The sequence below is a fragment of the Lysinibacillus xylanilyticus genome, from assembly GCF_001708185.1.
GTDB classification, from domain to species: Bacteria; Bacillota; Bacilli; order Bacillales_A; family Planococcaceae; genus Lysinibacillus; species Lysinibacillus xylanilyticus_A.
Map to the genome: position 1 here is coordinate 1 of NZ_MDDN01000001.1, position 25,313 is coordinate 25,313.

The following is a 25,313-nucleotide window of genomic DNA, read 5'->3' on the forward strand; positions in this document are numbered from 1 at the left end:
GCCTCTAATTTAAATTCTTTGTCATAACTTTTTCGTTTTGTCATCTTAGACACTCCTAGTAAATTGTTAAGATTATTATACTTTATAAACTCCCAATTCTCTGTGTCCATTATTTAGACTAACATCAGTATTAAGTAAATAGAACAATTAATTTTTCTATATATTAGATAATTATAACAAATTCAGGGTTTAAAAACTTGGAAAATAACAACCTTCCCAAAGCGCGGTTTGGGGGCATACTGATCATTAGCAGCCAAAATAACCCCTCATTCAACTGAATGGGGGGGTTATTCCCTAACTTTCATTTGGGAACGTTTATTGTGTTTATTTTGTATACTTTATAAATCCTAGTTGCACTAAAGCACCACTTTAGTTAATTAATAATATATTTTTTCACTAAATAATAGTAACGAAAAAATTATGAAATGCGTGCAACAACACAACCGACCATAATGAACCAGTCTTTTTATAGACAAAACCAAAAAGTAAACCTATTGCAAAAACATATATATGGGTCCCAGCTATAAAGAAATCATAGAATCCAGCATTGTAAATCCAAATTGGGTAGTGAATGACCAAAAATAGTAAAGCAGTTACAATATTTGCTTTCCAAAAAGCCATTTTTTTATTGATTTCTTGTAAAATTAATCCCCTGAAAACAATTTCTTCGGCTAGCCCTGCCATAAGAAAACCATTAAGGTAATCATCAATGGATAATGAAAATTGAAATGATTGCTGATTAATGATATATGTTTCAAAAGCAAAATATAAGCCAACTAACAGTGAAAGAACTACTCCCCAAAATAAACCTTTTTTAACATTAACGTTCACTCTTAAGTAGTCAAATGGGTTAGTATGTAAATAATATTTTATGTATAACCAAGTTGGAACAATCCATACGAACCCCTTAACCAACGCCTCTAATAATGGGGAGATTATTTCACCGAACGAATAAATGTAGTCAATTAACCATAATTCTTTAATTGTCCATACCAAATAAAATATGAGTAGAAACCCTATCATTGTTTTTACATCATTATTTTTCACTTTACTTTCAACACTTAATTGCGATTCCATTTCTACCTCCATTAATGAGTTATTCCCTATTTTTGAATATTTACCAAGCTTGCATTTAGGAACGTTATAATTAAAGAACTATATTATTACTCAACAACAGGTAATGAAGGAATGATTCTTTCTCCATCTCTATAAATCAATTTCCTTATTTTGTATAAATGGTAAAACCTAAACTTAGGCATCTCGTTTACGGTAAAATACAATAGCTACTGTAATAAAGATCAGTGTCCATAACATTGAAACACCTGTCCCTTGCATTGGTGTAAGGAAATTTATTTCATCAGAGGAAGGCGGCATATACATATAATATCCTGCCGTATCCGGAAAATAATTTTTAATACTGGGTAAAAAATCTCTCAATAATGGACTGACAATGAAATAATGACCAAGCAGTACCACTAAAGCAGGAGTGGTTCGTCTGAGTAGAACACTGCCCCTTTAGTTTAAGTACATTACTTCACAACTTAAACCCAAATTTCAACAAAATCGAATTTTCCAAAAGGAGTTATTCAAATAAATGGCCCTATTGCTGAAAAGGCACAATTCATCTTCAAGAATTGCGCCCGTTTGCTGTAGTAATGAAATTTATAGTCTGGTATCCCCAAATGATATTTAAATTCTGTTTGAATGGTAGATTAGTTGAACAACTCCGGAGGAAAAAGTCCTTGTATTCATCAAATTTAAATTCAATCTTTGTTTTATATCAACAAATAACGGTCTTCCCTCTCCCAATACTACAGGATGAACAGATAATCTAAACTCATCGACAAGCCCTAAATCAATAAAAGTCGTGATGAGACTTGCCCCACCGTATAACCATATGTCTTTACCAGGAGTATTCTTTAATTTATTTACTTCCTCGGGAATATTTTCATTTACAAATATTGCTTTACTGTCAGACCCTTTTTGCGTTCTAGAAAACACATATTTTTCCTTGCCGTGAACCAACTCCCACATTTCTTTTTCGTCATCAGGAGCCCCAGTTGTTGGAGTATATTGTCCCCATAAATCGTAACTTTTTCTTCCATACAAAATTGTATCAATTTGATTTAGGAAATTAGTAAACTCCATTTCAGGGTCCATTATGCACCAATCAACTTCACCATTTTTCCCTTCAATAAATCCGTCTAGGGAAACAGCTAAATCTAAAATTATTTTTCTTGTTCCTACTTCATAGGACATTATTTTCCCTCCTTTAGTTGTTCAAGAATCTGGACCAGTTGCTGAAAAGGCACAATTTACCTTCAAGAATTGCGCCCAATTGTATGACTCTAATTTTTATGTCTATTCTTTACAAAAATCTACAAATTTTTTTGCCTGTATTAAGGACATACCTGTTTGCTCTCTCAAAAATTTCACAGCTTTAATTTCACCGACTGACTTTATTTTCTCTTTTACTAAGGCAATCAGTTCCTCATTATAGATTTTAGTATAATCCATTTTTTCGCCCCCTCGTGTAATTAAAGTTTAACATTCCAAAAGCGTCCTTTGGGTACATTTCATTGAGATTCTATTTATAGGTTATCGCCATTCAGAACAAGTGGATCGAACAGTCTTCTTTAAAATTATTTTTCGCAGCGTCTCAGAGTGTTATTTTCTATAAAAAACAGCGACAAACAGTGATTTAACAGTGTTTGTCGCTGTTTGAGTTGTTCCCAAGCTTCATTAGGGAACATAACAATCATTAGTAGCCAAAATAACCCCCTCATTCAATTGAATGGGAGGTTATTTTGAATTGAATTGTATAATTACCTTATAAGTTTCTATAATTTATCAAGACCTATTAGAATCTTATTTAATGATTAAGTTCTTAATCGTTACATTTAATCGCATCGCAGAATTCATTATTGTAGACCTAACCGTTTGTATTTCATTTAGGCTAGATATTGTTGCTAGTACTATTACTTCAGTTTTTACTCGATGAACATTTTCTACCTCTATATTTTGTTCAATAAGCTTATTTAGAAAAGCCGTTAATTTATCATCACTTCTTTTCCCGATATAAAATATAATTTTAATCTTATATTCTCTAACGGAAATTAAATACTGATTCAATGCCCAAATGAAAGTATCATTTTCGGCATCGTAATAGCTAGGGTCGCTAAAATTTTTCGCTTGACCACAATGCTGACAAATTGCTATGTATCGAACATGACGTACACCAATACCTGGCTGTTCAACATTTACATATATTTCATAAGGAATAAACACATTATGTGTACAAAAATTACAAATAATAGGCTCATCAAAAATCGTAATACGACTTTTTTGGGGGCGTAAAGATTCATCTGTGCCACTCATCATGGTTCTACCACAATCGCGCCGGATTGTTTCTTTAAAGTCATCCGTTTATTTCATTCATTTACTTTGCCTGGAGTTCTAGGTGCTTATTCCCCTACCATACCGTCGTTATCATTATCTTGCATATATGGGTATAACCAGTGATCACTCGATATTGGCATGCTATAACCTGCTGCTTTTGCTTCTTTAATCGTTACTTGACCATTTCCATCTGTATCCACGCTAGAAATATCTTCAGTGCCATTCAAAGCATTGGACTTATTAGAACTTGTTGACTTATTTGAGTTAGTTGATTTACTTTCAGTTAATCCTAGAGATTTATTTATTTCATCAGGGTTGCCGTTATCATACTCATCTACAATTTTATTCCCTTTTAAAGTGTAAGTGTACTTGTAATGAGAAGGAATCTGCGTTTCCGTATTAGGATATGTGATTATTGCTTCAAAATTAGTAGCTCCACCAGCTTTACGAATAGCGTCTTCCATATACGCTTGATCACCATGTCGGTTAAGCGTACTATCTTGTGGCGTAATATTATAAGCATTTGATACCCCACCAAGAGAATCTGCAATAATATGTCCTTCATCTAAATCTGCTCTTTCGACACCAGGAACTTTTGCTTCATCAGCGTAGTATCTGCCAGACGATGTTACAGGTTCGGTACGATCATCTTGTAGAACGATTTCGTTAGCAATGACACGGACTAATTGCCCGTGTTCATTCGTAAAGGACCAATACTCTCGGTCCCCAAAACCAATGTCAACGACGACGTTAGGTTCGCGATGTCCAGACAAATCACCACCATCAACTTCAATTAGTTTGTAACCTTTGAACAGTTGATCTTTTGATTGAGTTGATGTTTCCTCTACTACTTGTTTTTCAGTCGTAGTTTTTTCTTTTTCACTATTTTTTGTAGTTACTTCTTGTGAATCAGCTTTCCCATCAGTATTCGATACATCTTCTACGTTAGTACAACCAACTGTAAAGATGGCAGTTAAAAGTAAGATTAAATAGTTTATTTTCTTTTTCATTTTAGGACTCCTCGTACTATTTTTTTACTGATCGTTCTAGAGATCTTTGAATAAAACATAAATTAACATTGTTAACCTATTTAAAATAGTATAATACAATATTAATTTTATAACAGTAGATACTTTATTTCGAAGTATGTAGTGTTAAATTCCAATAAAGATTAGTAGAGTCCATTGCATTATATTTTTCAAATATAAAAAATTGTGGGAACGGTTTCAAGTATAAACACTAACCGTATTTCATTAACATGTATTATTCAAATAATATGGCCCTTTAAAAGAAAAAGACGCGTTCCTAAATAAACGCGCCCGATAACTAAATAACAGTTAGCTTCTATTAGCTGATTGTCGAATTCCAAAGGGGTTTCTATTGGCGGGTTAGTTCAGCAAATTATTTTTCTGGTACTATAACGCTATGTTGAACTCCTTGTTATTCTTTTCTATTAAACTCTAAAACATTTAAACCCTCGGATGCTTCTGGTGCTTCAAAAAATTTAGTAACATGAATAAACATCGCCTCCGTGTCAAAAGCTGCTCTTTCGGGTTGTTCGTTACGCCTTTGTGCAATTTGACTTAAGCATTGCTCGTTATTTAAATTAAGGAAAATTAGTTGATGGTTTGCATTGACCTCTGATGCTATATCCAAAAACCACTTTCGCTGTTTTTGAGTGTTACCTGGAAAATCCATCACTACATCTGTACCAACACTTAATATGTTTTGGACAAGCTTTTTCACCATCGGCTTGAGCTGCGCTGAAAATTTTAGATAATCCTCAAATGATGTGATTTGATTGGGATAAAGAGATGAAAGCCATTCATCCTCAGATAACAGTACCGCATGTTTTTCTATAGCCAATTGTTTTGATTTAGTTGATTTTCCTGCTCCCATTTTTCCACAGAAAAAGTATAGAGTCCCCAATTGTTTCATATTCTATTCCTCCGGGCTTATTAAATTGGTTGTTGCCCCACCTTGTAATACTAAATTTACAACCTACGTTATTAGTAATAGTAACTGTCTTTTTTTAGTATGAATATTCAGTTTTAAATATTCAATATCTAAATCGGGTCTTTAATTTTAAATTAAATTTTTTAATGTTTTAGGATATTAACACCCCCTAAGACCTGCTTATTTTAACCTTTATTCAAGAATATGTCCCGTTTGTTGAATTAATTAACTCACATTTTTAAATCCATTTATTATTTTTCAAACGACTTTATTGTAAATTAAACAACTTTATTATCCGTATACAAGAGGTGAGATGATTTTAATCAAACTTTTATATAAACCTACATTATGAATATTCATCGTGAAACTGCCCTTTCTAGGAACCCTATTTACGTATTCTCAAAAAAGGAAAAGTACCCCAAATCCTTGATATTAAAGGACTTGAAGCGCTTTTCAGTTGGTTCAAACTTGTTCTATTTGAACCTTGATCCGTCTCAGGAGGACATACTAAAACATTGATATATCAACGGTTTATGACTATATACCTTTTGTTTACCTCGTTTTTAGACCACTCATAAACAAAGTATATTTTATTAGTTAAGTTAAATAATATCTTTAGGAGGTGTCGAAATGAAAAGGGATAAAAAAGATACAGAATTTGCAACAGACGAGTCAACAAAACAATCAAATATTAAAAAACCTAATGTGCGTGATGAACATACTGAACCCACTCGCCCACCTGGAGACGTTAGAAATGCGAAAAAAAGTAAATCAACTTCGTTATAACTAAGGCTGCTATTTAGTGTTTTATTCTTTTGACCACCCATTCGGAGTGGTCTTTTTTCTGGTTATTTAATTAAAAAAACTAATTTATTTATAAAACTACGAACTTTTTAGATGGCAAATCGTCCATTTATTGGTAAAAACTATTTTTTTAAAAAAAGGAGAAATACATATGAAAAAACCGATTAAAAAAACTTGGATGGTTGCCTCTGCACTTACAATAGGAATGGCTGTTCTGACACCACTTCAAGCAGGAGCTGCATCAGTAGAAACAACAGATCATAGCAGTATTACCGTTCAACTTGAACAAAAAATTACAGGAACTATTAAAGACATCTACAGCGAGAGCGATGGAATGATCCTTAAGGGGAGAGATGGTAAAAATTACTTCATCAGTTTATTTAAATTTTCAGATGAGCAATTAGAAAAAATGAATTTAGTAGAAGGACAAGAAATTTCTATAGAAGGTAGCTTAGTAGAGAATTATTCCGACTTTTACACGTTTGACGTATTTAAAAAAGGCTTACCTAAAGAGGTAACAGAAGAAGATTTAACAAAATTAGAAAAAATGTTTAATGAAATCAAACAGCTAAAAAAAGAGGTGTCAGCTGAAATAGAAAAAGAAGCGACTGAAGAAGAGATTGAAAAGAAATATGAAGAAATAGAAACAATTCACGAAGAAATGTATAAAATTACAAAGCCATATTATTTAGCTGCTTGGCAACCACAATCTTTCGACGAATTTATACAGGATTACGGATTTAATGAGAAAAATATCGTTATTAAAGAAAACGATACTACACAGCTTAAAGCTATTTATACCGAATGGGTAAAGCTTGAAAAAAGTGGTGATGAAGAAAAAGCTAATGAAAAACTTGATGAGTTTTATAAAATACTTCAACCATATTTAGACGAACTAAATCCGCCAGAAACATTTGAAGAATTTATGGATAGCTATATGGAAGTCACGGAATTATTAGATATCCCCGCTGAAACTTTAGCCAAACTAAAAACTCTTCATGAGGATTTACAAAAAGCATTAAAAGTTGAAAATGATGAGATGTATGATAAACTACACGAAGAATTCTATGGACTTTTAAAACAATTCGAAAAGCCTCAAACATTTGAAGAATACATGGCTGACTTTGAATTTGAAGTGAGTGAAGTTGATAGCAAGCAATTAAAACAGCTTTATGAAGAAATCTTAGCTCTTGATGAAAAAGAACAAGAAAAAACTGAAGCAAAATGGGAAGCATTTCACAATATTTTAGACCCATATTTTGAAGCAAATAAAGAAATTCTTATATCAGCTTCTAAAGTAACGATAAACGGCCAAGACTATCTTCCACAGCATTAACCAGTAAAAATTTGGGGTTATCCTAAAAGTCATTAAACAATGATTAGGGATTAACCCCTTTCTTACACAATATATACATATAAATATGGGTATAAAACCATGAGAATTTAGGGTACAGTTAATAACAAAAAGACCACCCATCACACGGAGTGGTCATTTTATGGTTATCATATACACAGTTTGATTATGCGAATTATTGTATATTGTTACTTTGCATTTGGTCCAATTCTTCTTCCTCTTCCCATAATAAAAAGTACATAAATATTGTATTTATCACTCCAATTAATCCATAACACCATAATGGTAATTTAATAATTTCATACCAAGTAATATTTATTATGTACATACCGATAACTATAAACAATGAATTAATAATAAAGGGAAATAAGACATTTTTAGCTTTAAACCAGGTGTTTAATTTCCAAACGGAAACAATTAAAGAAGCAACGCTCGCCATAGTTAAAGACATTATCGCAATTGAGCGTAAACTTTGTTGCTGATGAAAAACTTCAGGTGTCGAAAATACATTATTAAACATATTTACAATAAAATAAAAACCGGATAAATAGATAGAACAAATTAAGAATGAGATGGGAATCCATTTTAAATATACAATACCCCATTTTTTACTTTCACTTGGTTTTGTTCTTATTTCTTGAATAATTTCAGCAAGAGACAGAATAACCATAGTTACTCCAAGTAAATATAAATCAGGTTGAGGTAAATTTCCTTTATAGATGTCCAATATGAAAAGGAAAGCCTCTTTTATTTCAACTAACATAAAATCTATCAAACCTTTCATTATGTATTACCTATTTATACGTAAATGATTTGAAATTGTTTCAAAAAATATAATTATTCTCCATATGATAGAGGCTCGTAATGATATTTTTCGTACAATGTAACCCCTCTTACTTGCTCCTTTAGTCTTCTTCTTTTCAACAGCTTTACTAACAAATGTGGAAGGCTTTCGGTCCACAATCAGTCCATGGTCCGATTCACGGAAGAAAGAAAATCAAATATAGTTAGTTGCTCCTGTTGTTTCATGTATTCAAAATGACTCATAAATTATTCCCCTTTCTACCATTCCAACCAATTATCTATCGTTGGTCTAATATTCATTGATTGTGGAAGGCTATCACGTTCATTTAACCAATTATAGAATGGCACTGGACGTTCTCTATGCACTTTGTCCTCCCCAGCTAATGGATTAATCGTCTTACTATTTAAACGCTTTACAGCCTTACAGTAAGCCCCTACAAACACGGCTCTTAATGTACTAGAAACAGTTAGTACACCCTCTTTAATATCCATAGCGATTTTGAATAGAACATTTTTAGCTTGAATGAAGTCAGTTGCACTTTGAAACTGAGTAGCCAATACGCATTTATACAATTCATCTTTTAAGTTATCTGCTAATGGCAAGCTATTCATGAAATCAAATAGCATCTCCTGGTACTCGTTCATGTATTCTTTTTTCTTTTCAGCTTGCAAAGCCAGTTCATTTTCTAATTCACATACATTATTATTTGCTTGTTTAGAACTTAAAAGATTAAAAGAGTTTAAAGATTGGTTTTCAGATTGTGAAGGACAAACGTTACTCTCACATGGGTTTTCAGCATTTTCACGGTCGGACATTGACGGTGAGACATTGTAAGGCAAAATGATATAAATGCTTGCACCTTGACCACCTTTACTTCTTACAGTCGTTTCTTTTTTTACGATGCCTAGCGATTCCAATTTTGAAATAGCTCGATAAACTGTCTTTGTACTGATCTCCAATGCTGTAGCAATGGTACTTGCTTTTAAGTGGCACACTCCTGGATGTTCCAAACTGTGTGAAGCTAACTTGAAAACGATGGCACGTTCTGATTCTGTAAGGTCATAATAATGTGCCGCCATATGGTCCTCCACACTCTTATCCATATCTGCTACTGTTTCAAATGTTTTATAAGTTGCTAAGTATTCAAATGCCATCGTTTTCACCTCACTTTCATCCTGTTCCTGGTCTCATCCAGCATTCAATCAGGTATATAAAAAATCACCATTCCAACCAGTTATCAAATGATGGTCTACTACCTATTGATTGTGGAAGGCTATCACGCTCATTTATCCAATTATAGAAATGCACGGGACGTTCTCTATGCGCTTTGTCCTCCACAAATCCATTTCACTTTAAGGAGACAAGTGCATCATGAATAGCATCCAGTTTAACTTCTACCCGGTGTAGTAGATAAAACGACACTAAGATAGGAAAGCCGACATCCGATATCATGTTTAACCACTGTTCCATGTGAATTCCTCCTCTACTTTTGCTAAAAATGGTCTCCGCAGAACATTCTGCAAAGACCATTCTTGATTATTCTACTTCTAATTTAAATTCCGTCACTTGTCGATCAACGATTCGTGCCCGGCTTATGGCAACCAGAGCACCAGCTTGTCCACCAAAAACATTTTTAGTAATGATCGTTTGCATTACCTTTTGAATTTCTGCCGCTGTTACTTTCGGTTTCGGTGCATCAATCACTATCGTTGCTGTCTTCCCTGTTGCTGTTTCAAATTGCAGCTCTAAAACTTGTGTCATCGTTTTTCCCTCCTTTAGGATAAATCTGTTGTTTCTTGTTTTACAATACTATCTAGTTTGTGCGAGGAAAGACTGGCAATTCCAGAAGCTACTGCTACTAATTCCTCTGCCGTATGCGAGCCGTTTAAATTACGGTACGTTTGAGTTGTGAACATTGGCTCATTTTGATCATTGTGTCCAGTGACATACTTTAAGCGAAAAGTTGCACCTAAGAAATTGACATTTGCCATGAGGATCACCTCCTTTCTTACACAATATATACAGACTTATTGCTAAAAAAGGGACATTAAGGATGAATTTTTTTATTTAAGCTTTTATAATAGAGGGAGAGAAGGCAAAGAGGTGAACGATTTGTTAGAAGGTTGGTTTTTATGGTTTATCCTATTTTGGGTAGTTGTGCTCATTACGTTTATGGGGATAGGCGGATTTTTTATGTTCCGCAAATTTTTAAAGGCTTTACCGAAGCAAGACGGTAAATCTGATTTAGATTGGCAAGAGTATTATTTAGATAAGACCATTCATTTATGGGGACAACCTGAGAAAGAGCTTTTATATGAACTTGTAAGCCCTGTACCTGAGCTATTTAGACAAGTAGCAAAGGAAAAAATAGCAGGAAAAATTGGCGAGCTTGCTTTAGAAGAAAAAGCATCTACCATTAACCATGATTTGATTATTCGTGGCTATATTCAAGCAACGCCTAAGCGCGACCATAAATTTTTACGCAAAAAATTAGATGAAATGCAAATTGACATCGCTCCATATGAACATCTATTTAATTAAGGGAACGCTGCACAAAAATCTGTGCAGCGTTTTTACTATCCTTCTTGAAGTTTCATCATACAAAAAGTTTTTCAATATTCATCCTGATAGAATTGGATAGTTAAGATTTAGCCCCTTTCTTTCACTCGATTCTAATAAAAAACTAACTCTAAACAAAAAAACTACACTAGACTAAACCTCTAGTGTAGTTTTCTATTATCAATCCTTCAGTGGAATGGTCTTTTTAATTCTTTTAAACTGGATCAGCATTGCGATTCGCCAAGGGACTAACATGGCAAATGCCAAAATCCAGAACATTCCTGCTAATTCGCCAACGTCAATGGAGCTACTTAATATCATTTTTGCAATAATACGGAATATTAATAACCCTATTAGGATAAAAGCGAATGCTTTTGAACGTTTTAAATAAATGTCTTGCCCTTTTACTTCAAATTTAGAAGTGGCGATTAAGATTGTCGAGAACAAAATACCGACTGCTGACGCCTCCAGAATCTCCATAGGCGACACTCGAAATTGTTCAAATAAAAACATTACCGCACCTGAAGACATCGCAATAGGTGGAATGATAATTTTCTTCTCATTTGTTGGTTTCTTGGATGCGCGCATACGTAAAACCATGACAAAGCTACCCATAACAATAGCCATTATAGTTGAACCTATAACATAATATTGAGAAGGGATATTGCTAAACATAAAAATTCCTCCTCTAATGTCAAATTAATAATTTTATCCAATTAATTGATCAACTACAGCTTTTAATCTTGCTGGCTCGAAAGGCTTTGTGATAAAATCCTTCGCACCACTTTCAATCGCTTCCACGATTAACTTCTGTTGTCCTAAAGCCGTAATCATAATTATTTTTGCATTTGGAAATTCAGGGATGATTTCTTTTACTGCTGCGATACCTGTCATAACGGGCATTGTTACATCCATCGTTACAAGATCTGGTTGTAACTCACGATACATAGCTACAGCTTCTTTACCATTGGCAGCCTGACCGACTACCTCATAACCCCATTCGGTTAACATATTACTTATTGCAACACGCATAAATAGCGTATCATCTACTACTAGAACTGTAGGCACATGTTCATCTCCCTCCACGTTAAAGTACGGTATGTCTCTTTAGTTTAGTAGATTAAAAGCCCGAGAATCCACCAAAAATAGGCTGTAAAACGCGTGTTATATACGTTAATCCATCAAAGAATAACAATACCCCAACGACAATCATAATATAACCGCCGATTTTCACAATTTTTTGGCTGTGTGTACGAATCCACGTCATTCGTGAAATAAAGAAAGATAACACGAAGAATGGAATCGCAAAGCCTAGATAGTAAGCTAACATATAGCTAAAGCCTGAGCTTGGATTTGCACTTGCTAAAGAAATAATCGACGCTAATATTGGACCTGTACATGGTGTCCAGCCCGCCGCAAAAGCTATACCGATTAATATTGATCCAAAATAACCAGATGGTCTATTTTTAAATTGGAATTTTCGATCCTTCATTAAAAAGTCAATTTGTAGTAATCCTACAATCATTAAACCAAATACAACGATTAAAATGGCACCAACCTGACGTAATAATGTTTGATAATTTAGGAAAAACTCTGCTGCATATGATGCACCTAGTCCAATTATTATAAAAATAATTGAAAATCCTAATAAAAAGAATAATGTATGCAAAATAGCACGCTTTTGCATCATGCCTCGTTCCGATTTTAGCTCATCTAATGTCATACCTGTTATGTATGATAAAAATGCTGGATACAGTGGAAGGGTACACGGTGAAATAAAGCTTAAAAACCCTGCACCGAAAGCTAAAAATACGTTAATATCAGTTTCCATATTTTTCATTCGCTCCTTACAGTTACTGCCTTCATCGTACCAAAAATCACTGTAAATTGCTCCCTCTCTGTTTGTGAACGTTTCTTGACAAAAAGGTGTTGAAAAAGTGAAGTTCCAGCATCTATCATACCCAATATAATTTTCAAACGCCATTACACCAAGGTGTATTTGTTAATGTACTTATGCATTATGCGCCCCCCTCGTATTATCTGTCAACAAAATTCACCATAATTCTACATATCATTTTATGTGACTACTCCCACCGTTCATGCAGTAAGGTTTTTTGTAGCTTTTAGTTGAATAGTACACACTGACGTTTAACCATTTTTCATACTCATCCGAATTCAACAATAGTAGACCAGGTCTCTAACTTCATGATTGAAACAATGAAAGAAACACGCCGAATTTGGTTATACTCTAAAAATATAACAAGTGAAAAACTGTATGATGAACATCGACAAATTTCCCTCGCAATTAAACAGCAAAATGAGGAGCTAGCAAAGCATGCGATGGCTTCGCATTTATGTAATGGAGAAGGTTTTTGAAACGACCGAATCTATAAAGTGAAGCTTTAATCAGTGGGGTTACTTCATTCCCACTGATTTTTTACAGGATAAAATTACAGCAACTGCCTAGTTTTTATAATAGGAGCATTGCCTTTTATGAAATTCATAAGATGTAGTAGCAATATATTACCCACTAAGTCATCTGATGACCTGTTGATTCGTTGTTTATAACGGAAATGGAGACACGAAGGAGCGATTATTATTAAAGTAACTCTATTTGCAACTTGTTTAGTTGATATGTTTCAAGGAGATGTAGGAAAAGCTGTTGTCAAAGTTCTTGAAAGACTCGGCTGTGACCTTGACTTTCCAGAAAATCAAATTTGCTGTGGACAGCCTGCCTACAATAGTGGCTATGTAAAAGAATCTAAAAACGCCATGAAGAAAATGATCACAGCCTTTGAACATGCCGAATATGTTGTCTCCCCTTCTGGTTCCTGTGCTTTTATGTTTAAGGAATATGCAGAAGTATTTAAGGGAGATCCTGTTTGGGAGCCGAAAGCCCAAGCATTAGCGGATAAAACATATGAGTTTACAGAGTTTATTGTAGATGTATTAAAGATCGAGGATGTAGGCGCGCGTTTAGAGGGCAAAGCTACTTATCATACCTCCTGTCATATGACACGACTGCTCGGTGTTACGGAAGCACCATTTAAACTATTAAATCATGTCGAAGGATTACAGTATGTAGAACTTCCAGGGAAAGAACGATGCTGTGGATTTGGTGGAACATTTTCGGTAAAAATGGGCGATATCTCAGGAGAAATGGTCAATGAAAAAGTACAGAATGTTGACGAAACAGGGGCAGACATTCTAATCGGTGCTGACGCTGGCTGCTTAATCAATATTGGTGGGCGACTGAATCGACTAGGAAAGCCTATTAGAGTCATGCATATTGCGGAAGTATTAAACTGCCGCTAAAAGGGGGTAAAAGAGTTGTCAATGAAAACAAGTGATGAAGACTTTCAACATCGATTAACGAAAGAATTAGAAAATACCTTTATGCGTGGAGCTGTGTCAAGCGCACAAGAACGCTTTCAAACACGTAGGCTAAAACAAGCTGAAGAGCTAGGTCATTGGGAAGAATGGCGATCACATGGAGAGGAAATTCGAAAGCATGTGCTTGCCAACTTAGATTATTACTTATATCAGTTGAGTGAAAATGTCTCTAAAAGAGGTGGGCATGTTTACTTTGCGCAAACAGCGAAAGAAGCGACAGACTATATTCAACGTATCGCAAAAAAGAAAAATGCTACTAAAATCGTGAAATCGAAATCCATGGTCACGGAGGAAATTAATTTAAACGCCGCTTTACAACAGCTAGGGTGTGAAGTCATTGAAACAGATCTTGGTGAATACATTTTGCAAGTAGACGATCACGAGCCGCCATCTCATATCGTTGTACCGGCATTGCATAAAAATAAGGAGCAGATTCGTGACGTTTTTAAAGAAAAGCAAGGTTATGAGAAAACAGAAAAACCTGAGGAACTAGCCCTTTATGTACGTGAAAAATTAAGGAATGAATATTTAACAGCAGATATTGGCATTACAGGTTGTAACTTTGCTATTGCAGAAAGCGGCTCAATTACACTCGTTACCAATGAAGGGAACGCAGATTTAGTAACAGCTTTGCCTAAAACACAAATTACCGTAATGGGAATGGAAAGAATCGTTCCCACCTTCGAAGAGATGGAAGTGCTAGTAGGGTTATTAACAAGAAGCGCTGTGGGGCAAAAGCTAACAAGCTATATTACAACATTAACAGGAATCAGAGATGAGGGTGACACTGATGGACCAGAGGAATTCCATTTAGTAATCGTTGACAATGGACGCTCGGATATTTTAGGCAGTGAATTCCAGCCTATTTTACAATGTATTCGCTGCGCAGCTTGTGTCAACGTCTGTCCTGTTTATCGTCATATTGGCGGGCATACGTATGGCTCTATCTATTCAGGGCCAGTAGGTATCATTCTTTCACCGTTATTAGGGGGCTATGATGATTTTAAGGAGCTTCCGTATGCTTCCACTTTATGTGGAGCTTGTACCGATGCTTGTCCTGTCAAAATTCCATTACATCAGCTTATTCTTAGACATCGCCAAGTAATTGTTGAAAACGAAGGAAAAGCGCCTATATCGGAAAAACTATTAATGAAGGCCTTTGGTTTAGGTGCTTCCTCCCCTACCTTATATAAAATGGCGACAAAAATGGCATCACCAGCAATGTACCCATTTACAAAAGATCATAAAATTTCAAATGGTCCAGGTCCACTAAAAGCATGGACGGAAGCAAGAGATTTTCCCGCTCCAAATAAAGATCGTTTCCGTGACTGGTTTAAACACCATGAAAAAGGAGGCGAGGAATAATGGCAGGTAGCATTCAAAATAGAGATCTATTTTTATCAAAAATCGCGCAAAAGCTTGGGCACGCCCCAAAAACAGAACTTACACGACCAACATGGCAATATCAACCACAAGATCGCGTCCTAAAAGGTGCAACAAAAGATGAATTAGTAGAGGTGTTAGTTAATCAATGCCAATACATTGATACGGAAATCCTTAAAACAAATACAGCTAATCTCTCAGATGCATTACAAAAAGTAGTTGAAAATTATGGGGGTCATTCTGTTATAACGTGGAAGGACGAGCGTTTTCAAAGCTATGGACTTTCATCATTAATGACTGAGCAGTGGCCACAAGCGAATATTCAACTGTACGAATGGGACTCTGCCCAACCAGAGGAAAATATCCGCCAGGCTGAAAAAGCTAACATTGGCATCACGATTAGTGAAATAACATTAGCAGAATCAGGAACTGCTGTACTGTTTAGTAGCAAGGATAAAGGTAGATCAGTCAGCTTTTTACCAGAAAACTCTATTATTTTGATTCCGAAAAGTACAATTGTTCCACGAATGACCCAAGCCGCTCGGTTCATTAGTGAAAAAATAAGAAATGGAGAACAAATTGCCTCCTGCATCAACTTTATAACAGGTCCAAGTAACTCGGCGGATATCGAAATGATTCCAGTCATAGGTGTACATGGACCAATTAAAGCAACTTATATTGTGATTGAGGATCGGTAAATCAATTTCGCCTTGGCGTCATTACCGCTGTCGCGCAGGTAAATTGCCACAGGACTCGGCGTTCTTATCCTCTATTTCAGCATTGAGCACACACCAATAGGAACCATCTTTGCATTGATCTTACCCTTTTCAGAGGTGAAAGTTTTACTAAATGAAGATAAACCAGGCATACTTCACGTTGAAGAAATGCCTGGTTTCGTTATCTTAATAAGATAAAAACGAATCATCTCGTTGATGGATGGTTCCGAATCGCTGATAAACTTTCAATAATCGCCGATAAAATTGTTTTTATCGCTGATAAATCTCACGAATCGCTGATAAAACTGCTTTTATCGCTGATAAGCCTCGCAAACGTGGTGACCCCCTTTACCTTCAACGTAGGATATTAATTTGCTACACTCTCCGTTCCTAACTTTTGTTCATAAAATTCTGGGTGAGCTTCTTTTAAGACAGATGTTCGCAGCATAACTAACGCTATCGTCACGATAATTGCACTCGTGACAAGTAAAATAACCGTTGCTGGTAATGTATCGTACAAGAAGCCAAAAATCATCATACCAATCGGCATCATGGACATTGCCATTGTTTCCATCAGTCCAAATACACGTCCACGATATTCTTCTGTGATCAGCTTTTGCATATAAACACCAATTGGCATGTTAATCCCCATTTCAAAAATAGCGAATATAAAATAAATCACAATGTAAAAAGTAACAACTCCTAAATAAGAAAAATTTGAAACCAATGGAACAACAGCCAAACCTAAACTACTTGCCAACAGTATTAAGCTGATTTTAGAGAAACGTAGTGGCACTTTAACCTCTGCCCGTGTAGCGAAGTAAAGGGAGGCAACTAACATACCAACTGCACCTGATGCCTCAATAAAACCAAAATGAGTTGATTTTACTTTTAGTAATTCAATAATAATATACGTCCCTCCAACAACGATGGCGGAGAAAAACAAATTAATCCATAGTGAAATCCACATGACTGTTTTAATGACTTTTTGTTGCTTAATATAATGAAAACCACTAACAAGCCCTGCCCAAATTTTTTCCTTTTTCACCTCTTCCCCTCTTGTACTATACAGATTAAAATTCATTGTCGATTCTAAGCAAAAAGCAAGCGCGTATGCTACCATATTAATGATTAAAAATACTTCCATTGGGAAAAATCCGTACAACATTCCCCCAATTACCGGTCCACCAATCATAGCCACAGACGTAGACAATTGATTAAATGACATTGCTTTTTGTAACCGTTCTGGGTTAACCAAAGTTGCAATGGAAGATGAAAACGTTACACCTGAAAAGGCAGAGCAAATCGTATTGAATATTGTTGTCACATAAATAGCATAAACTGACATTCCAACTGTTTCTGTATAAAGAAGTAAGCCCCCTACTGTCAAAATGGTACCAGCTTGTGCCATTAGAATCGTACGCTTTTTCGAATAATGATCCGCTACATAACCAGCCACTGGTGCTAGCAGTGCTCGTGGTAAAATAGAACAAATCATATTCGTCGCAAAGCTCGTTGCTGACCCCGTCATAGCTAAAATATACAAACTGAACCCAAATGCCAGCACATGTGCCCCAAGCATAGAAATCATTTTACTAGCTGTAAATGTCCATAAATGATACGTCGCCTTTTTATATTTTTCCGCTTCAGTCATCCAAAACCCCTCCGTATTTTTAACTAAATTAAAAAGTTTAATTATATTAAACAAAATATAACACAGCTCCCACTTTTCACGCAAGAAAAAGTTTAATATAATTAAACAAAATAGTTGTATTTACTTATAATAAAAAGGAGACGAGGCAGTGGACTCTTTAGGCACACGAATTCGCAAATTAAGAAAAGAACGAAAATTAACATTAGAGGCACTTGCCGGTGATCGTCTAACAAAAGGTATGCTAAGTCAAATTGAAAATGATAAGGCCAAGCCCTCGATGGAAAGTCTTGAATATATAGCAGAACGTTTAGGCGTAAAGGCCAGTGAATTACTAGAACAAGTAACACCATCTTCGCTACGTCAACTATTAGAGCAGTTAGAAATTTTGTATGCGGAATTAAAACCTAGTGATACGGATAATGCGCAGCAAATCGTCGAGATGATTAAGCCTTATGTAGAAGAGCTTCCGCTTAGTTATGAAGGAGGTCGTTTACTGTATATATACGCTGCAGCACAATATTTTGCGGGATTAACGACATGGGAGTCACCTCTTCAAGAGTCACGTATGATGTTTAAAGAAATTAATTTACTAAGTCACTGGTTTGAAACCTATATATTACAATTGGGTATATTATCAGAAAATCGAAAATACAAAACGGCTTATTCCTGTATTTCACAGGCGAAAGAAGAGGCAGAGCAGGAAAATTTTCAATTAGATTCGCGGGATGACGTGAAAATGGCTTATTATATTTGCGTTTTTCAGGTAGCAATTGGCGAACTTGAAGCAGGTAAACAACTCATTAACGAGACCATTACCAATGCACATAAAAATCAATTTTACTCTTATATAGATGATATGTATCGTTTTGGGGCGTTTTGTGCCATGCTTGACCATGATTTCGAGCAAGTAGAGCATATGTTGAAGAAGCTTGAGCAGTACCGGATTTTTGTCGAACAAGTAGATGTCGACGCTTATATTTTCGGATTACGTGCGCACTATTATAACAGTTACATTCACGACTATCAGCAGGCACTAGAGGAAATAGAACGTTTTGGAACGCTTATGCATGAGGAGGTTTCAATTAAACTCGATAAAAACTTTTACTATTCAGAAAAAGGAAAATCCTTATATTTACTAGGTCAATATGAAGAAGCGAAAGAAGCATTTGAACATTTTACAAACGTTCCCCCATTCATTTCACATCCATTTGACATATTAAGTTTAAATGAGTGCTTTTCCTATAAAGCACTTTGCTATGTACATTTCGGTGAGTTAACAACTGCCTATGAAATTGCCAAAATGGCCTATTTGGATTCTCAAGATTTAATCGATCTTCCTTATAAACAAAAAATTGAGGAAACGTATTTTGCCATTAAAGCACAAATTAATTCGCTTCAATAAATTAAAGGGATTGCACATTTAACACTTATGTGCAATCCCTGTTTTTAGCTCAATTTATCTTTTCTTATTTCCTTCTGAATTTTTCGTAGTGCTTTTTTTGAACCACGCTCAATATCATGCTGTAGCTTTCGTTCTTTATAGTCCACAAACAATGTCTCTACGTCATATCCTTCTGGGTATAATTCTGTTGCTGGTAGCTCTAATGCTAGTCGCTTAACATTTACCTTGATGAATTCTCTCTCATAGAACACGACAACATTATAGAAATTATCCATTTCTTCATAAACAATTCCAACGTCATCATGATCCAACAGCTTCACACGGTCGCCCTTTTTAAATTCATACTTTACTTTTGTTTTCTCTTGCTCAATTTTTGGCTTCCTGATTTTACTGTCATTTACTCGTTCAAGATGATAATCCTTATTGTCAATATAGCCTTTCGCTCTTTGTAAAACTGTATCGTGTATATTCATCTTTTTGGAAATCCACAGCGCATTACTTTCCCCAGACGTTCCGATGATTAATTGATACAACGGTTCTAATGTGTCACTATTAAAGCGCATAGCCGCATTCATAAAATCACTATGCATTTCAGAAAAACGTTTAATTTCACCATAATGAGTAGTTGCCACTGTTATGCAACCCATATGATAGAATTCCTCTAGAATGGAAATGGCTAATGCAGCCCCTTCATTTGGTTCAGTACCACTGCCGATTTCATCAAATAGTAAAAGCGTATTATTATTGGATGCCCTCATAATATCTGAAAGATTTTTTATATGCGATGAAAATGTACTAAGTGCATTTTCGATACTTTGATTATCACCAATGTCGACAAAAACATTCGTAAATACAGCTATTTCAGTAACTTTATCCGCAACAATATGGAAGCCCGACATTGTCGCCAATGATAGCAGGCCAATTGTTTTTAACACAACGGTTTTTCCGCCAGCATTAGGCCCTGTAATGATTAAGCTGCGATAATCTTGGCCAATTTCAAAATAAAGTGGCACTGCCTCACCTGTTAACAATGGATGCTTACAATTGACGAGCTTAATATAGCCAACATCATTTAAGCTCGGTTCGACGCCTCCAATATGCTTGCTAAACTTGGCTTTGGCAAACACCATATCATATTGACTAATCAACTCCATGTTAATGTTGATTTCACGGATATTTTCCATCAAGAGCCCTGATAATGTCGCCAAAATTTGATATTCCTCGACCGCTTCCTCTGCTTTTAGAATACTCAACTCTACATTTAATTTAGCTACTGCACTTGGTTCCATAAAGACCGTTGCACCTTTAGATGAAACCTCTACTACCGTCCCTTGCACATGATTTTTATAAGAAGCCTTAATAGGGATTGTGTATCGATCATCCTTTTTACTAATAAAGAATTCCTGGATATATGTTTTATTGACACTACTATTTAAAAATTTAGATAAACGGTCTTTAATTTTTTCCTCAGTTGTTTCGATATGATTTCGGATACGTTTTAGTTCTCTACTAGCTGCCGAATCAACTCGATTTGCTTTAATAGCAAAATTGATTTCCTCTTCTACACTTTTAAATTCAGCCATCGAATTGGCATAGGATGCAAGTACTGGCGCAAAAAATTCCTTTTCCAGCATAAATTTTTTAATTATTCTACAGCCTCGTAAAAAGTCTGAGATGCTCACCAATTCACTTGGGTCTAAGATGATACCCTTCTCTAGCTTTTTAATCGTATTGTCAATATTCGAAACGCCTAAAAACGGGACATGGCCTTCCGCATCTAAAATTGCTCGTGCCTCTGTCGTTTCATTCAAACGATTTTTAACAACTGTTAAATTGGGGCTCGGTGTTAATTTATCTAATAACTGTTTACCTAATCCACTGACACAGTATGATTTTACGATATCCTTTAATTCATTGTATTGTAACTTCTCAAGAGTAGCTTGATTCATTATTGATTCTCCTCACTATGATTTTTTTCATCATCATTCATGAAGATACCTACTTATTAGATAGCAATGATTTTTTATTGGCTCTACATCAAAGGTTAGAGTGAAGCACTATGTGAAGTTTCACAAAGGCTACGGCGATTGCCCTCCCCTTTATTGGGGCACCTCAACAAATAGTATGGAACCTTTATTTTCAAAAATAAAACAAAAAAGCTGTGGGGATCCCACAGCTTTTACATTACAAGGCATGTGTAAAAAAGCATCTTGAAAAAGACTTCATATAATGAAGCACATTCAGAGCATTACACGCTTTATAAAGTATTGTAGGTATCTTCATAGGTGTTGAAATAAATCCACGACTAAATAAGGGGTGACTTTATGACAAAAATCCCCTGTCGTCATTAAATTTATTTCATTAAGTTGTTCCTATTTAGAACCTACCGCACTCACAAAAAGCACCTCTCATTTATTATAATGTATAATCATTGTTATCTAATTGACTGCCACCATATTACTATATGCTGGCAAAAAAGTAAAGTTTCCTACTCAATATTGAGGTGAGCCATAATGGGGTGCTTTTACAAACATTTCGGCGACTACACCTCCATCTTCAAATTGTATGGATACCCCAACAAATATTATAGAACCCTATTTCATTAGCCTTTAATTATATTGTTAAATAAAAAAATCCTGCATTAACAGGATTTTTTATCAACATTATTAATAATAACTTTAAGCTGATTTATGATGGGCCCTTCTCGTTTCAATGATTTTCGAGCCTGAAAACAGTAGTAAGGCTGCCCAAATAATGCTGAATGCCAATAGCTCTACTTGACTAAATGGTTCTTTGTAAAGCACGATTCCTATAACTAACGTAATCGTTGGCGATACGTATTGAATAAAGCCTAATAAATAGAGTGGAATATTTTGTGCACCTTTCGCAAATAAAATTAACGGTACTGCTGTCACGATACCACTTACAATCATGAGGATGTCTGTTTTGACATCAACATGTAAAAATGAGGCATGATTCGTTGTAAAGAGGTAAACATAATAGCCTAAAGCAAACGGTAGAATAAATAACGTTTCTATGGCTAGACCTCTTGTCGCATCAAGTGAAATTTTCTTTTTTAGTACACCGTAAATTGCGAATGATACGGCAATTAGTAAAGCTACCCATGGGACTGAACCATAATTAACCGTTAAAATAATTACAGCGATAAAGGCAATTCCAGTAGCTATCCATTGTGCTCGGCTAAGCGTTTCCTTAAAGAAAATAACCCCCAAAATAACTGACAGCAAAGGATTAATATAATAACCTAAGCTCGTTTCAATTAAGTGGTTATGGTTAACTGCCCAAATATATAAATACCAGTTCATCGAAATAACGAATGAAGCTCCAGCAAGCTGCCAGAAATGCTTTTGGTGTGACCATAAATATTTTAAATCTGCGATTAGATCCTTACGCATTCCAAATACTATTACTGCTAGTACTGTAAAGACAAAGGACCAAATGACACGTGATAATAAAATTTCCATGCTCGGCACATGCTCAAGTAATTTCCAATAAAGAGGAAATGCACCCCAAAAAGCATAGGCTAAAAATGCTGACAAAACACCTTTTTTCTCATTTGACATTGCCTTTAACTCTCCTACTCTTGTTTCTATCCATTACGACTATGCATAATTTTAACAATTTACATCTTAAAGAATAGACTAATTATAGGACTTTGCTTTGTAACTGTAAATGCCAAATTTGAATTAAGGCAACAATGTCGTTACTCTTTGTTTTCAGATTCTAGCTCAGAAATATATTTACGCACCATACTATAACTAATATCTGGATTAATTTGACGTTTTATTCGAATATGAATTTCCTTAATACCTACGCCCTGTTCTCGCATATCGCGTATCATAGATTTTAACGGCCCCGATAATGACTCCCTCGACAAAGCTGTATGTTTACTTAGTTCAATTAATAGCTCTGTATTTTGTTGACGAAGCTCCTTTAGTTCATTTACAACACAATTATATTCCGTTAGCTTTTTTTGCAAGATCGCATTTTGCTGCTTCATTTTTTGCATTTCTTCTACAAGCTGGACATTTTGTTTCTTTAAAGTTTTTCGCTCCTGCTCCAAAACATGTTGCTTTTCATCTAAATCTTTATGCATAGCATTGTAAAGTTCTTCGATATGCATTAATTCCTGATAGCGACTTTGCGATACTAGCATAAGCGTTTCTGTCATATCTATGGCAAGCGTTCCATCTTTTAAATGCTCACACGATAATGTAGTTAAATTCATTTTCTTCATCGTCTTTTCTCCACTCCATTACTAAGTAATTCGTGTAATGGTATTGCTTTCTTTAACATCGTTCTTCTCCCTTTACTTTTGATAACCATTCTCATTTAAATCATCATAATGAGTATTTATTATTTTGTCAAAATAAATAAGCTCCTATTTCGATGTTCGGGTTAAGTATGCTGTGATTCTTCCCGAAACACATCACTTTAGGCGGTTTTTCGGGACCTATAAATAATATAGAGCTCAAAAAAAGCTTCTTGCGTAAGAGAGAATGCAAGAAGCTTCACGATTACATCTTTTTCAGTTTTTCGTATTCAAGCTGCAAACGTTCTATGCGTTTACGTCCTTCCTCACGGTTTCTCGCCGTTTCTGCTTGAATTTGCTTCGTTTCTTGAATACCAGTCATAATTGTTTGCCATGTCGTTTCAATTGTTTCAATTTTAATGCTTGGACTACCTGCCACACGTGCAATATTAACACTATTTTTACTAATATTTTCTGCATTTCGTACAAGCATTTCATTCGTACGACGGTCTAGTTCACTCATGGAATCAGAAATAAGCTTTTGGCGTTTTAACGTTACTGCATGAATAAGTCCTTGCTTAAATATAGGAATTGTCGTAACAAACGCAGAGTTAATTTTTGCAATTAAATGGTTGTTGCCTTGCTGCATTAAACGAATTTGTGGTGCAGATTGGAACGAAACTTGCTGCGCCATTTCCAAATCATAACGACGTTGTTCCAGTAAATCCACTGCACGTAGCATCGTTTCATATTCCATTGCCGCTAATTGATCACCAGTTTGTGCTTTTTGTTCAAGTGCTGGTAATGACGCTCGAACCTCATCTGTTTTCACTTCAATTGCCGCAATAAACTTACTTAAAGTTTGGAAGTAATGTAAGTTTTGATCATATAGGTTTTCAAGATCGATTGTATTACGTTTCATTTCACCTTCGTACTTTTGAATCTCACGGTGAATAACATCTACTTCCTTATTCATACTATCATATTTGGATAAGAACCTTTCTAATTGTTCTTTCCCTTTGCTAAACAGCTTTGTCAGAAAGCCACCTTTTTTATCCTCTGCAAAATCTTGAGGATCAAATTTATCCATAATTCTATTTAAATTGTTTAATAATACACTCGATTCCTCAAGTTTACTTGTTTTCATCGTTGCTAGCATTTTATCTGAAAAAGTAGAAATACCATTCGCTGTTTCTTTTCCAAGCTCTAACATGGCAATTTGATCTTTTACATCAATTTTTTGTGCTAGTGCATGGATTTCAGGATTTTGCTTTAATGCACGTTGATTTTGAGCAATTTGTGATAGCTCTTGCTCAGAAACAAGTACAGGTTTTTGTTTTTGCTCTTGCTCCACCTGTAATAATGGATTAGGCTGTAATAATGGATTTTCTGATGCAAATGGATCTTTTGATTTTAATAGGTCGTTGTCGAATTCAGACATAAAGTTTTACCCCCTGCGATTTATCTCTTCTATTACATACGATTTCAAGTCGAAAAAGTTTCGTTTATTCAAGCATTGTAAAATAAGAGTCACTTACTAAATATGAACTCTCATGATTCTGTAGTTGAAAGCAATAATGAGCTGGATCAAATCTATCGACAAAAAGTGTTATGC

The 25,313-nt window shown here is 35.2% G+C and carries 29 protein-coding genes; 8 read left to right on the forward strand and 21 right to left on the reverse strand.

From position 1 onward, the window contains the following. Nucleotides 1–396: 396 nt before the first annotated feature. The 7 genes from BFJ97_RS00005 to BFJ97_RS00030 form a co-directional block, all read right to left on the reverse strand. A complete protein-coding gene (locus tag BFJ97_RS00005; protein WP_068982614.1) occupies nt 397–1,077 on the reverse strand; it encodes a CPBP family intramembrane glutamic endopeptidase in 681 nt (226 codons plus the stop codon). A 174-nt stretch (nt 1,078–1,251) separates the two neighbouring features. Beyond that, nucleotides 1,252–1,380 carry a hypothetical protein gene (locus BFJ97_RS25350; protein ID WP_302621775.1) on the reverse strand — a complete coding sequence of 43 codons (129 nt, stop codon included), beginning with the start codon at nt 1,378–1,380 and terminating at the stop codon, nt 1,252–1,254. Nucleotides 1,381–1,689: 309 nt separating this feature from the next. Next, complete coding sequence (locus BFJ97_RS00015) at nt 1,690–2,259, reverse strand: dihydrofolate reductase family protein (protein WP_068982616.1); 570 nt, start codon at nt 2,257–2,259, stop codon at nt 1,690–1,692. Nucleotides 2,260–2,361: 102 nt separating this feature from the next. After that, nucleotides 2,362–2,517, reverse strand: coding sequence for a hypothetical protein (locus BFJ97_RS24450; protein WP_169786300.1), 156 nt, complete (start codon nt 2,515–2,517; stop codon nt 2,362–2,364). Between the two features lie 351 nt (nt 2,518–2,868). Next, a complete protein-coding gene (locus BFJ97_RS00020) occupies nt 2,869–3,381 on the reverse strand; it encodes a hypothetical protein (protein WP_139114345.1) in 513 nt (170 codons plus the stop codon). Nucleotides 3,382–3,464: 83 nt separating this feature from the next. Beyond that, complete coding sequence (locus BFJ97_RS00025; protein WP_068982618.1) at nt 3,465–4,409, reverse strand: DNA/RNA non-specific endonuclease; 945 nt, start codon at nt 4,407–4,409, stop codon at nt 3,465–3,467. Between the two features lie 430 nt (nt 4,410–4,839). Beyond that, nucleotides 4,840–5,337: an AAA family ATPase gene (locus BFJ97_RS00030; RefSeq protein WP_068982619.1), complete on the reverse strand. Its 498-nt coding sequence runs from the start codon at nt 5,335–5,337 to the stop codon at nt 4,840–4,842. Nucleotides 5,338–5,985: 648 nt separating this feature from the next. Between BFJ97_RS00030 and BFJ97_RS24455 the strand changes: the two genes are divergently transcribed. Then, nucleotides 5,986–6,141 (forward strand): hypothetical protein, encoded by a 156-nt coding sequence (locus BFJ97_RS24455; RefSeq protein ID WP_175401645.1) that lies wholly within the window; start codon nt 5,986–5,988, stop codon nt 6,139–6,141. Nucleotides 6,142–6,310: 169 nt separating this feature from the next. Beyond that, nucleotides 6,311–7,495 carry a hypothetical protein gene (locus BFJ97_RS00035; RefSeq protein ID WP_068982620.1) on the forward strand — a complete coding sequence of 395 codons (1,185 nt, stop codon included), beginning with the start codon at nt 6,311–6,313 and terminating at the stop codon, nt 7,493–7,495. A gap of 193 nt (nt 7,496–7,688) precedes the next feature. On the opposite strand, the gene BFJ97_RS00040 is transcribed toward BFJ97_RS00035, so the two are convergent. From BFJ97_RS00040 to BFJ97_RS00055, 5 genes are all read right to left on the reverse strand, one after another. After that, nucleotides 7,689–8,297: a hypothetical protein gene (locus BFJ97_RS00040; RefSeq protein WP_068982621.1), complete on the reverse strand. Its 609-nt coding sequence runs from the start codon at nt 8,295–8,297 to the stop codon at nt 7,689–7,691. A gap of 278 nt (nt 8,298–8,575) precedes the next feature. After that, nucleotides 8,576–9,472 (reverse strand): helix-turn-helix domain-containing protein, encoded by an 897-nt coding sequence (locus tag BFJ97_RS00045; RefSeq protein ID WP_068983463.1) that lies wholly within the window; start codon nt 9,470–9,472, stop codon nt 8,576–8,578. Between the two features lie 193 nt (nt 9,473–9,665). Continuing rightward, on the reverse strand, nt 9,666–9,788 hold the full coding sequence (locus tag BFJ97_RS23345; protein WP_083226856.1) for a YvrJ family protein: 123 nt from the start codon (nt 9,786–9,788) through the stop codon (nt 9,666–9,668). A gap of 66 nt (nt 9,789–9,854) precedes the next feature. Further along, nucleotides 9,855–10,079, reverse strand: coding sequence for a DUF2922 domain-containing protein (locus BFJ97_RS00050; protein WP_068982622.1), 225 nt, complete (start codon nt 10,077–10,079; stop codon nt 9,855–9,857). A 14-nt stretch (nt 10,080–10,093) separates the two neighbouring features. Continuing rightward, a complete protein-coding gene (locus tag BFJ97_RS00055; protein WP_068982623.1) occupies nt 10,094–10,309 on the reverse strand; it encodes a DUF1659 domain-containing protein in 216 nt (71 codons plus the stop codon). A 121-nt stretch (nt 10,310–10,430) separates the two neighbouring features. On the opposite strand from BFJ97_RS00055, the gene BFJ97_RS00060 reads away from it, so the two are divergent. Next, nucleotides 10,431–10,859 (forward strand): DUF2621 domain-containing protein, encoded by a 429-nt coding sequence (locus BFJ97_RS00060; RefSeq protein ID WP_068982624.1) that lies wholly within the window; start codon nt 10,431–10,433, stop codon nt 10,857–10,859. Nucleotides 10,860–11,057: 198 nt separating this feature from the next. Here BFJ97_RS00060 and BFJ97_RS00065 read toward each other — a convergent pair whose 3' ends face one another. From BFJ97_RS00065 to BFJ97_RS24460, 4 genes are read right to left on the reverse strand one after another with little or no spacing between them, the layout of a single operon-like run. After that, nucleotides 11,058–11,552, reverse strand: coding sequence for a CcdC family protein (locus BFJ97_RS00065; RefSeq protein ID WP_068982625.1), 495 nt, complete (start codon nt 11,550–11,552; stop codon nt 11,058–11,060). A 33-nt stretch (nt 11,553–11,585) separates the two neighbouring features. After that, nucleotides 11,586–11,963 carry a response regulator gene (locus BFJ97_RS00070; protein ID WP_083226857.1) on the reverse strand — a complete coding sequence of 126 codons (378 nt, stop codon included), beginning with the start codon at nt 11,961–11,963 and terminating at the stop codon, nt 11,586–11,588. Between the two features lie 34 nt (nt 11,964–11,997). Next, entirely contained in the window at nt 11,998–12,708 is a 711-nt protein-coding gene (locus tag BFJ97_RS00075; protein WP_068983465.1) for a cytochrome c biogenesis CcdA family protein, read from the reverse strand. Nucleotides 12,709–12,713: 5 nt separating this feature from the next. Next, nucleotides 12,714–12,854: a hypothetical protein gene (locus BFJ97_RS24460; RefSeq protein WP_175401646.1), complete on the reverse strand. Its 141-nt coding sequence runs from the start codon at nt 12,852–12,854 to the stop codon at nt 12,714–12,716. Between the two features lie 228 nt (nt 12,855–13,082). On the opposite strand from BFJ97_RS24460, the gene BFJ97_RS23350 reads away from it, so the two are divergent. The 4 genes from BFJ97_RS23350 to BFJ97_RS00090 all read left to right on the forward strand — a co-directional run bounded on the left by BFJ97_RS23350 (nt 13,083) and on the right by BFJ97_RS00090 (nt 16,351). Beyond that, nucleotides 13,083–13,253 carry an FCD domain-containing protein gene (locus BFJ97_RS23350; RefSeq protein ID WP_139114346.1) on the forward strand — a complete coding sequence of 57 codons (171 nt, stop codon included), beginning with the start codon at nt 13,083–13,085 and terminating at the stop codon, nt 13,251–13,253. A 222-nt stretch (nt 13,254–13,475) separates the two neighbouring features. Further along, nucleotides 13,476–14,192, forward strand: a complete 717-nt coding sequence (locus tag BFJ97_RS00080; protein WP_068982626.1) for a (Fe-S)-binding protein — start codon at nt 13,476–13,478, stop codon at nt 14,190–14,192. Between the two features lie 21 nt (nt 14,193–14,213). Beyond that, nucleotides 14,214–15,635, forward strand: a complete 1,422-nt coding sequence (locus tag BFJ97_RS00085; RefSeq protein ID WP_439097991.1) for a LutB/LldF family L-lactate oxidation iron-sulfur protein — start codon at nt 14,214–14,216, stop codon at nt 15,633–15,635. Beyond that, nucleotides 15,635–16,351 carry a LutC/YkgG family protein gene (locus BFJ97_RS00090; protein ID WP_068982628.1) on the forward strand — a complete coding sequence of 239 codons (717 nt, stop codon included), beginning with the start codon at nt 15,635–15,637 and terminating at the stop codon, nt 16,349–16,351. Before BFJ97_RS00085 ends, BFJ97_RS00090 begins: the two co-directional genes overlap by 1 nt. Before the next feature lie 385 nt (nt 16,352–16,736). Here the strand turns inward: BFJ97_RS00090 and BFJ97_RS00095 are convergent, their stop codons facing one another. Then, on the reverse strand, nt 16,737–18,023 hold the full coding sequence (locus BFJ97_RS00095) for an MFS transporter (protein ID WP_068982629.1): 1,287 nt from the start codon (nt 18,021–18,023) through the stop codon (nt 16,737–16,739). A gap of 148 nt (nt 18,024–18,171) precedes the next feature. Between BFJ97_RS00095 and BFJ97_RS00100 the strand changes: the two genes are divergently transcribed. Continuing rightward, nucleotides 18,172–19,425, forward strand: a complete 1,254-nt coding sequence (locus tag BFJ97_RS00100) for a helix-turn-helix domain-containing protein (RefSeq protein WP_068982630.1) — start codon at nt 18,172–18,174, stop codon at nt 19,423–19,425. Between the two features lie 44 nt (nt 19,426–19,469). On the opposite strand, the gene BFJ97_RS00105 is transcribed toward BFJ97_RS00100, so the two are convergent. The 4 genes from BFJ97_RS00105 to BFJ97_RS00120 form a co-directional block, all read right to left on the reverse strand. Next, nucleotides 19,470–21,374 carry an endonuclease MutS2 gene (locus BFJ97_RS00105; protein WP_068982631.1) on the reverse strand — a complete coding sequence of 635 codons (1,905 nt, stop codon included), beginning with the start codon at nt 21,372–21,374 and terminating at the stop codon, nt 19,470–19,472. Between the two features lie 729 nt (nt 21,375–22,103). After that, the gene (gene rarD, locus BFJ97_RS00110; RefSeq protein ID WP_068982632.1) at nt 22,104–23,009 is read right to left on the reverse strand and encodes an EamA family transporter RarD; all 906 of its coding nucleotides are present in this window, start codon (nt 23,007–23,009) and stop codon (nt 22,104–22,106) included. 140 nt (nt 23,010–23,149) lie between these two features. Next, nucleotides 23,150–23,683, reverse strand: a complete 534-nt coding sequence (locus BFJ97_RS00115; RefSeq protein ID WP_068982633.1) for a hypothetical protein — start codon at nt 23,681–23,683, stop codon at nt 23,150–23,152. Nucleotides 23,684–23,963: 280 nt separating this feature from the next. Beyond that, a complete protein-coding gene (locus BFJ97_RS00120) occupies nt 23,964–25,139 on the reverse strand; it encodes a toxic anion resistance protein (protein WP_068982634.1) in 1,176 nt (391 codons plus the stop codon). Nucleotides 25,140–25,313: the final 174 nt, after the last annotated feature.

Coding starts and splice junctions, on each gene's coding strand:
- BFJ97_RS00015 (WP_068982616.1), bottom strand. CDS start 2,259: ATGTCCTATGAAGTAGGAACAAGAAAAATAATTTTAGATTTAGCTGTT.
- BFJ97_RS00045 (WP_068983463.1), bottom strand. CDS start 9,472: ATGGCATTTGAATACTTAGCAACTTATAAAACATTTGAAACAGTAGCA.
- BFJ97_RS25350 (WP_302621775.1), bottom strand. CDS start 1,380: ATGTATATGCCGCCTTCCTCTGATGAAATAAATTTCCTTACACCAATG.
- BFJ97_RS00075 (WP_068983465.1), bottom strand. CDS start 12,708: ATGGAAACTGATATTAACGTATTTTTAGCTTTCGGTGCAGGGTTTTTA.
- BFJ97_RS23345 (WP_083226856.1), bottom strand. CDS start 9,788: ATGGAACAGTGGTTAAACATGATATCGGATGTCGGCTTTCCTATCTTA.
- BFJ97_RS00105 (WP_068982631.1), bottom strand. CDS start 21,374: ATGAATCAAGCTACTCTTGAGAAGTTACAATACAATGAATTAAAGGAT.
- BFJ97_RS00085 (WP_439097991.1), top strand. CDS start 14,214: ATGAAAACAAGTGATGAAGACTTTCAACATCGATTAACGAAAGAATTA.
- BFJ97_RS00090 (WP_068982628.1), top strand. CDS start 15,635: ATGGCAGGTAGCATTCAAAATAGAGATCTATTTTTATCAAAAATCGCG.
- BFJ97_RS00055 (WP_068982623.1), bottom strand. CDS start 10,309: ATGGCAAATGTCAATTTCTTAGGTGCAACTTTTCGCTTAAAGTATGTC.
- BFJ97_RS00035 (WP_068982620.1), top strand. CDS start 6,311: ATGAAAAAACCGATTAAAAAAACTTGGATGGTTGCCTCTGCACTTACA.
- BFJ97_RS00120 (WP_068982634.1), bottom strand. CDS start 25,139: ATGTCTGAATTCGACAACGACCTATTAAAATCAAAAGATCCATTTGCA.
- BFJ97_RS23350 (WP_139114346.1), top strand. CDS start 13,083: ATGATTGAAACAATGAAAGAAACACGCCGAATTTGGTTATACTCTAAA.
- rarD (WP_068982632.1), bottom strand. CDS start 23,009: ATGTCAAATGAGAAAAAAGGTGTTTTGTCAGCATTTTTAGCCTATGCT.
- BFJ97_RS00095 (WP_068982629.1), bottom strand. CDS start 18,023: ATGACTGAAGCGGAAAAATATAAAAAGGCGACGTATCATTTATGGACA.
- BFJ97_RS00030 (WP_068982619.1), bottom strand. CDS start 5,337: ATGAAACAATTGGGGACTCTATACTTTTTCTGTGGAAAAATGGGAGCA.
- BFJ97_RS00040 (WP_068982621.1), bottom strand. CDS start 8,297: ATGAAAGGTTTGATAGATTTTATGTTAGTTGAAATAAAAGAGGCTTTC.
- BFJ97_RS24455 (WP_175401645.1), top strand. CDS start 5,986: ATGAAAAGGGATAAAAAAGATACAGAATTTGCAACAGACGAGTCAACA.
- BFJ97_RS00005 (WP_068982614.1), bottom strand. CDS start 1,077: ATGGAATCGCAATTAAGTGTTGAAAGTAAAGTGAAAAATAATGATGTA.
- BFJ97_RS24450 (WP_169786300.1), bottom strand. CDS start 2,517: ATGGATTATACTAAAATCTATAATGAGGAACTGATTGCCTTAGTAAAA.
- BFJ97_RS00050 (WP_068982622.1), bottom strand. CDS start 10,079: ATGACACAAGTTTTAGAGCTGCAATTTGAAACAGCAACAGGGAAGACA.
- BFJ97_RS00025 (WP_068982618.1), bottom strand. CDS start 4,409: ATGAAAAAGAAAATAAACTATTTAATCTTACTTTTAACTGCCATCTTT.
- BFJ97_RS00115 (WP_068982633.1), bottom strand. CDS start 23,683: ATGAAGAAAATGAATTTAACTACATTATCGTGTGAGCATTTAAAAGAT.
- BFJ97_RS00065 (WP_068982625.1), bottom strand. CDS start 11,552: ATGTTTAGCAATATCCCTTCTCAATATTATGTTATAGGTTCAACTATA.
- BFJ97_RS00020 (WP_139114345.1), bottom strand. CDS start 3,381: ATGATGAGTGGCACAGATGAATCTTTACGCCCCCAAAAAAGTCGTATT.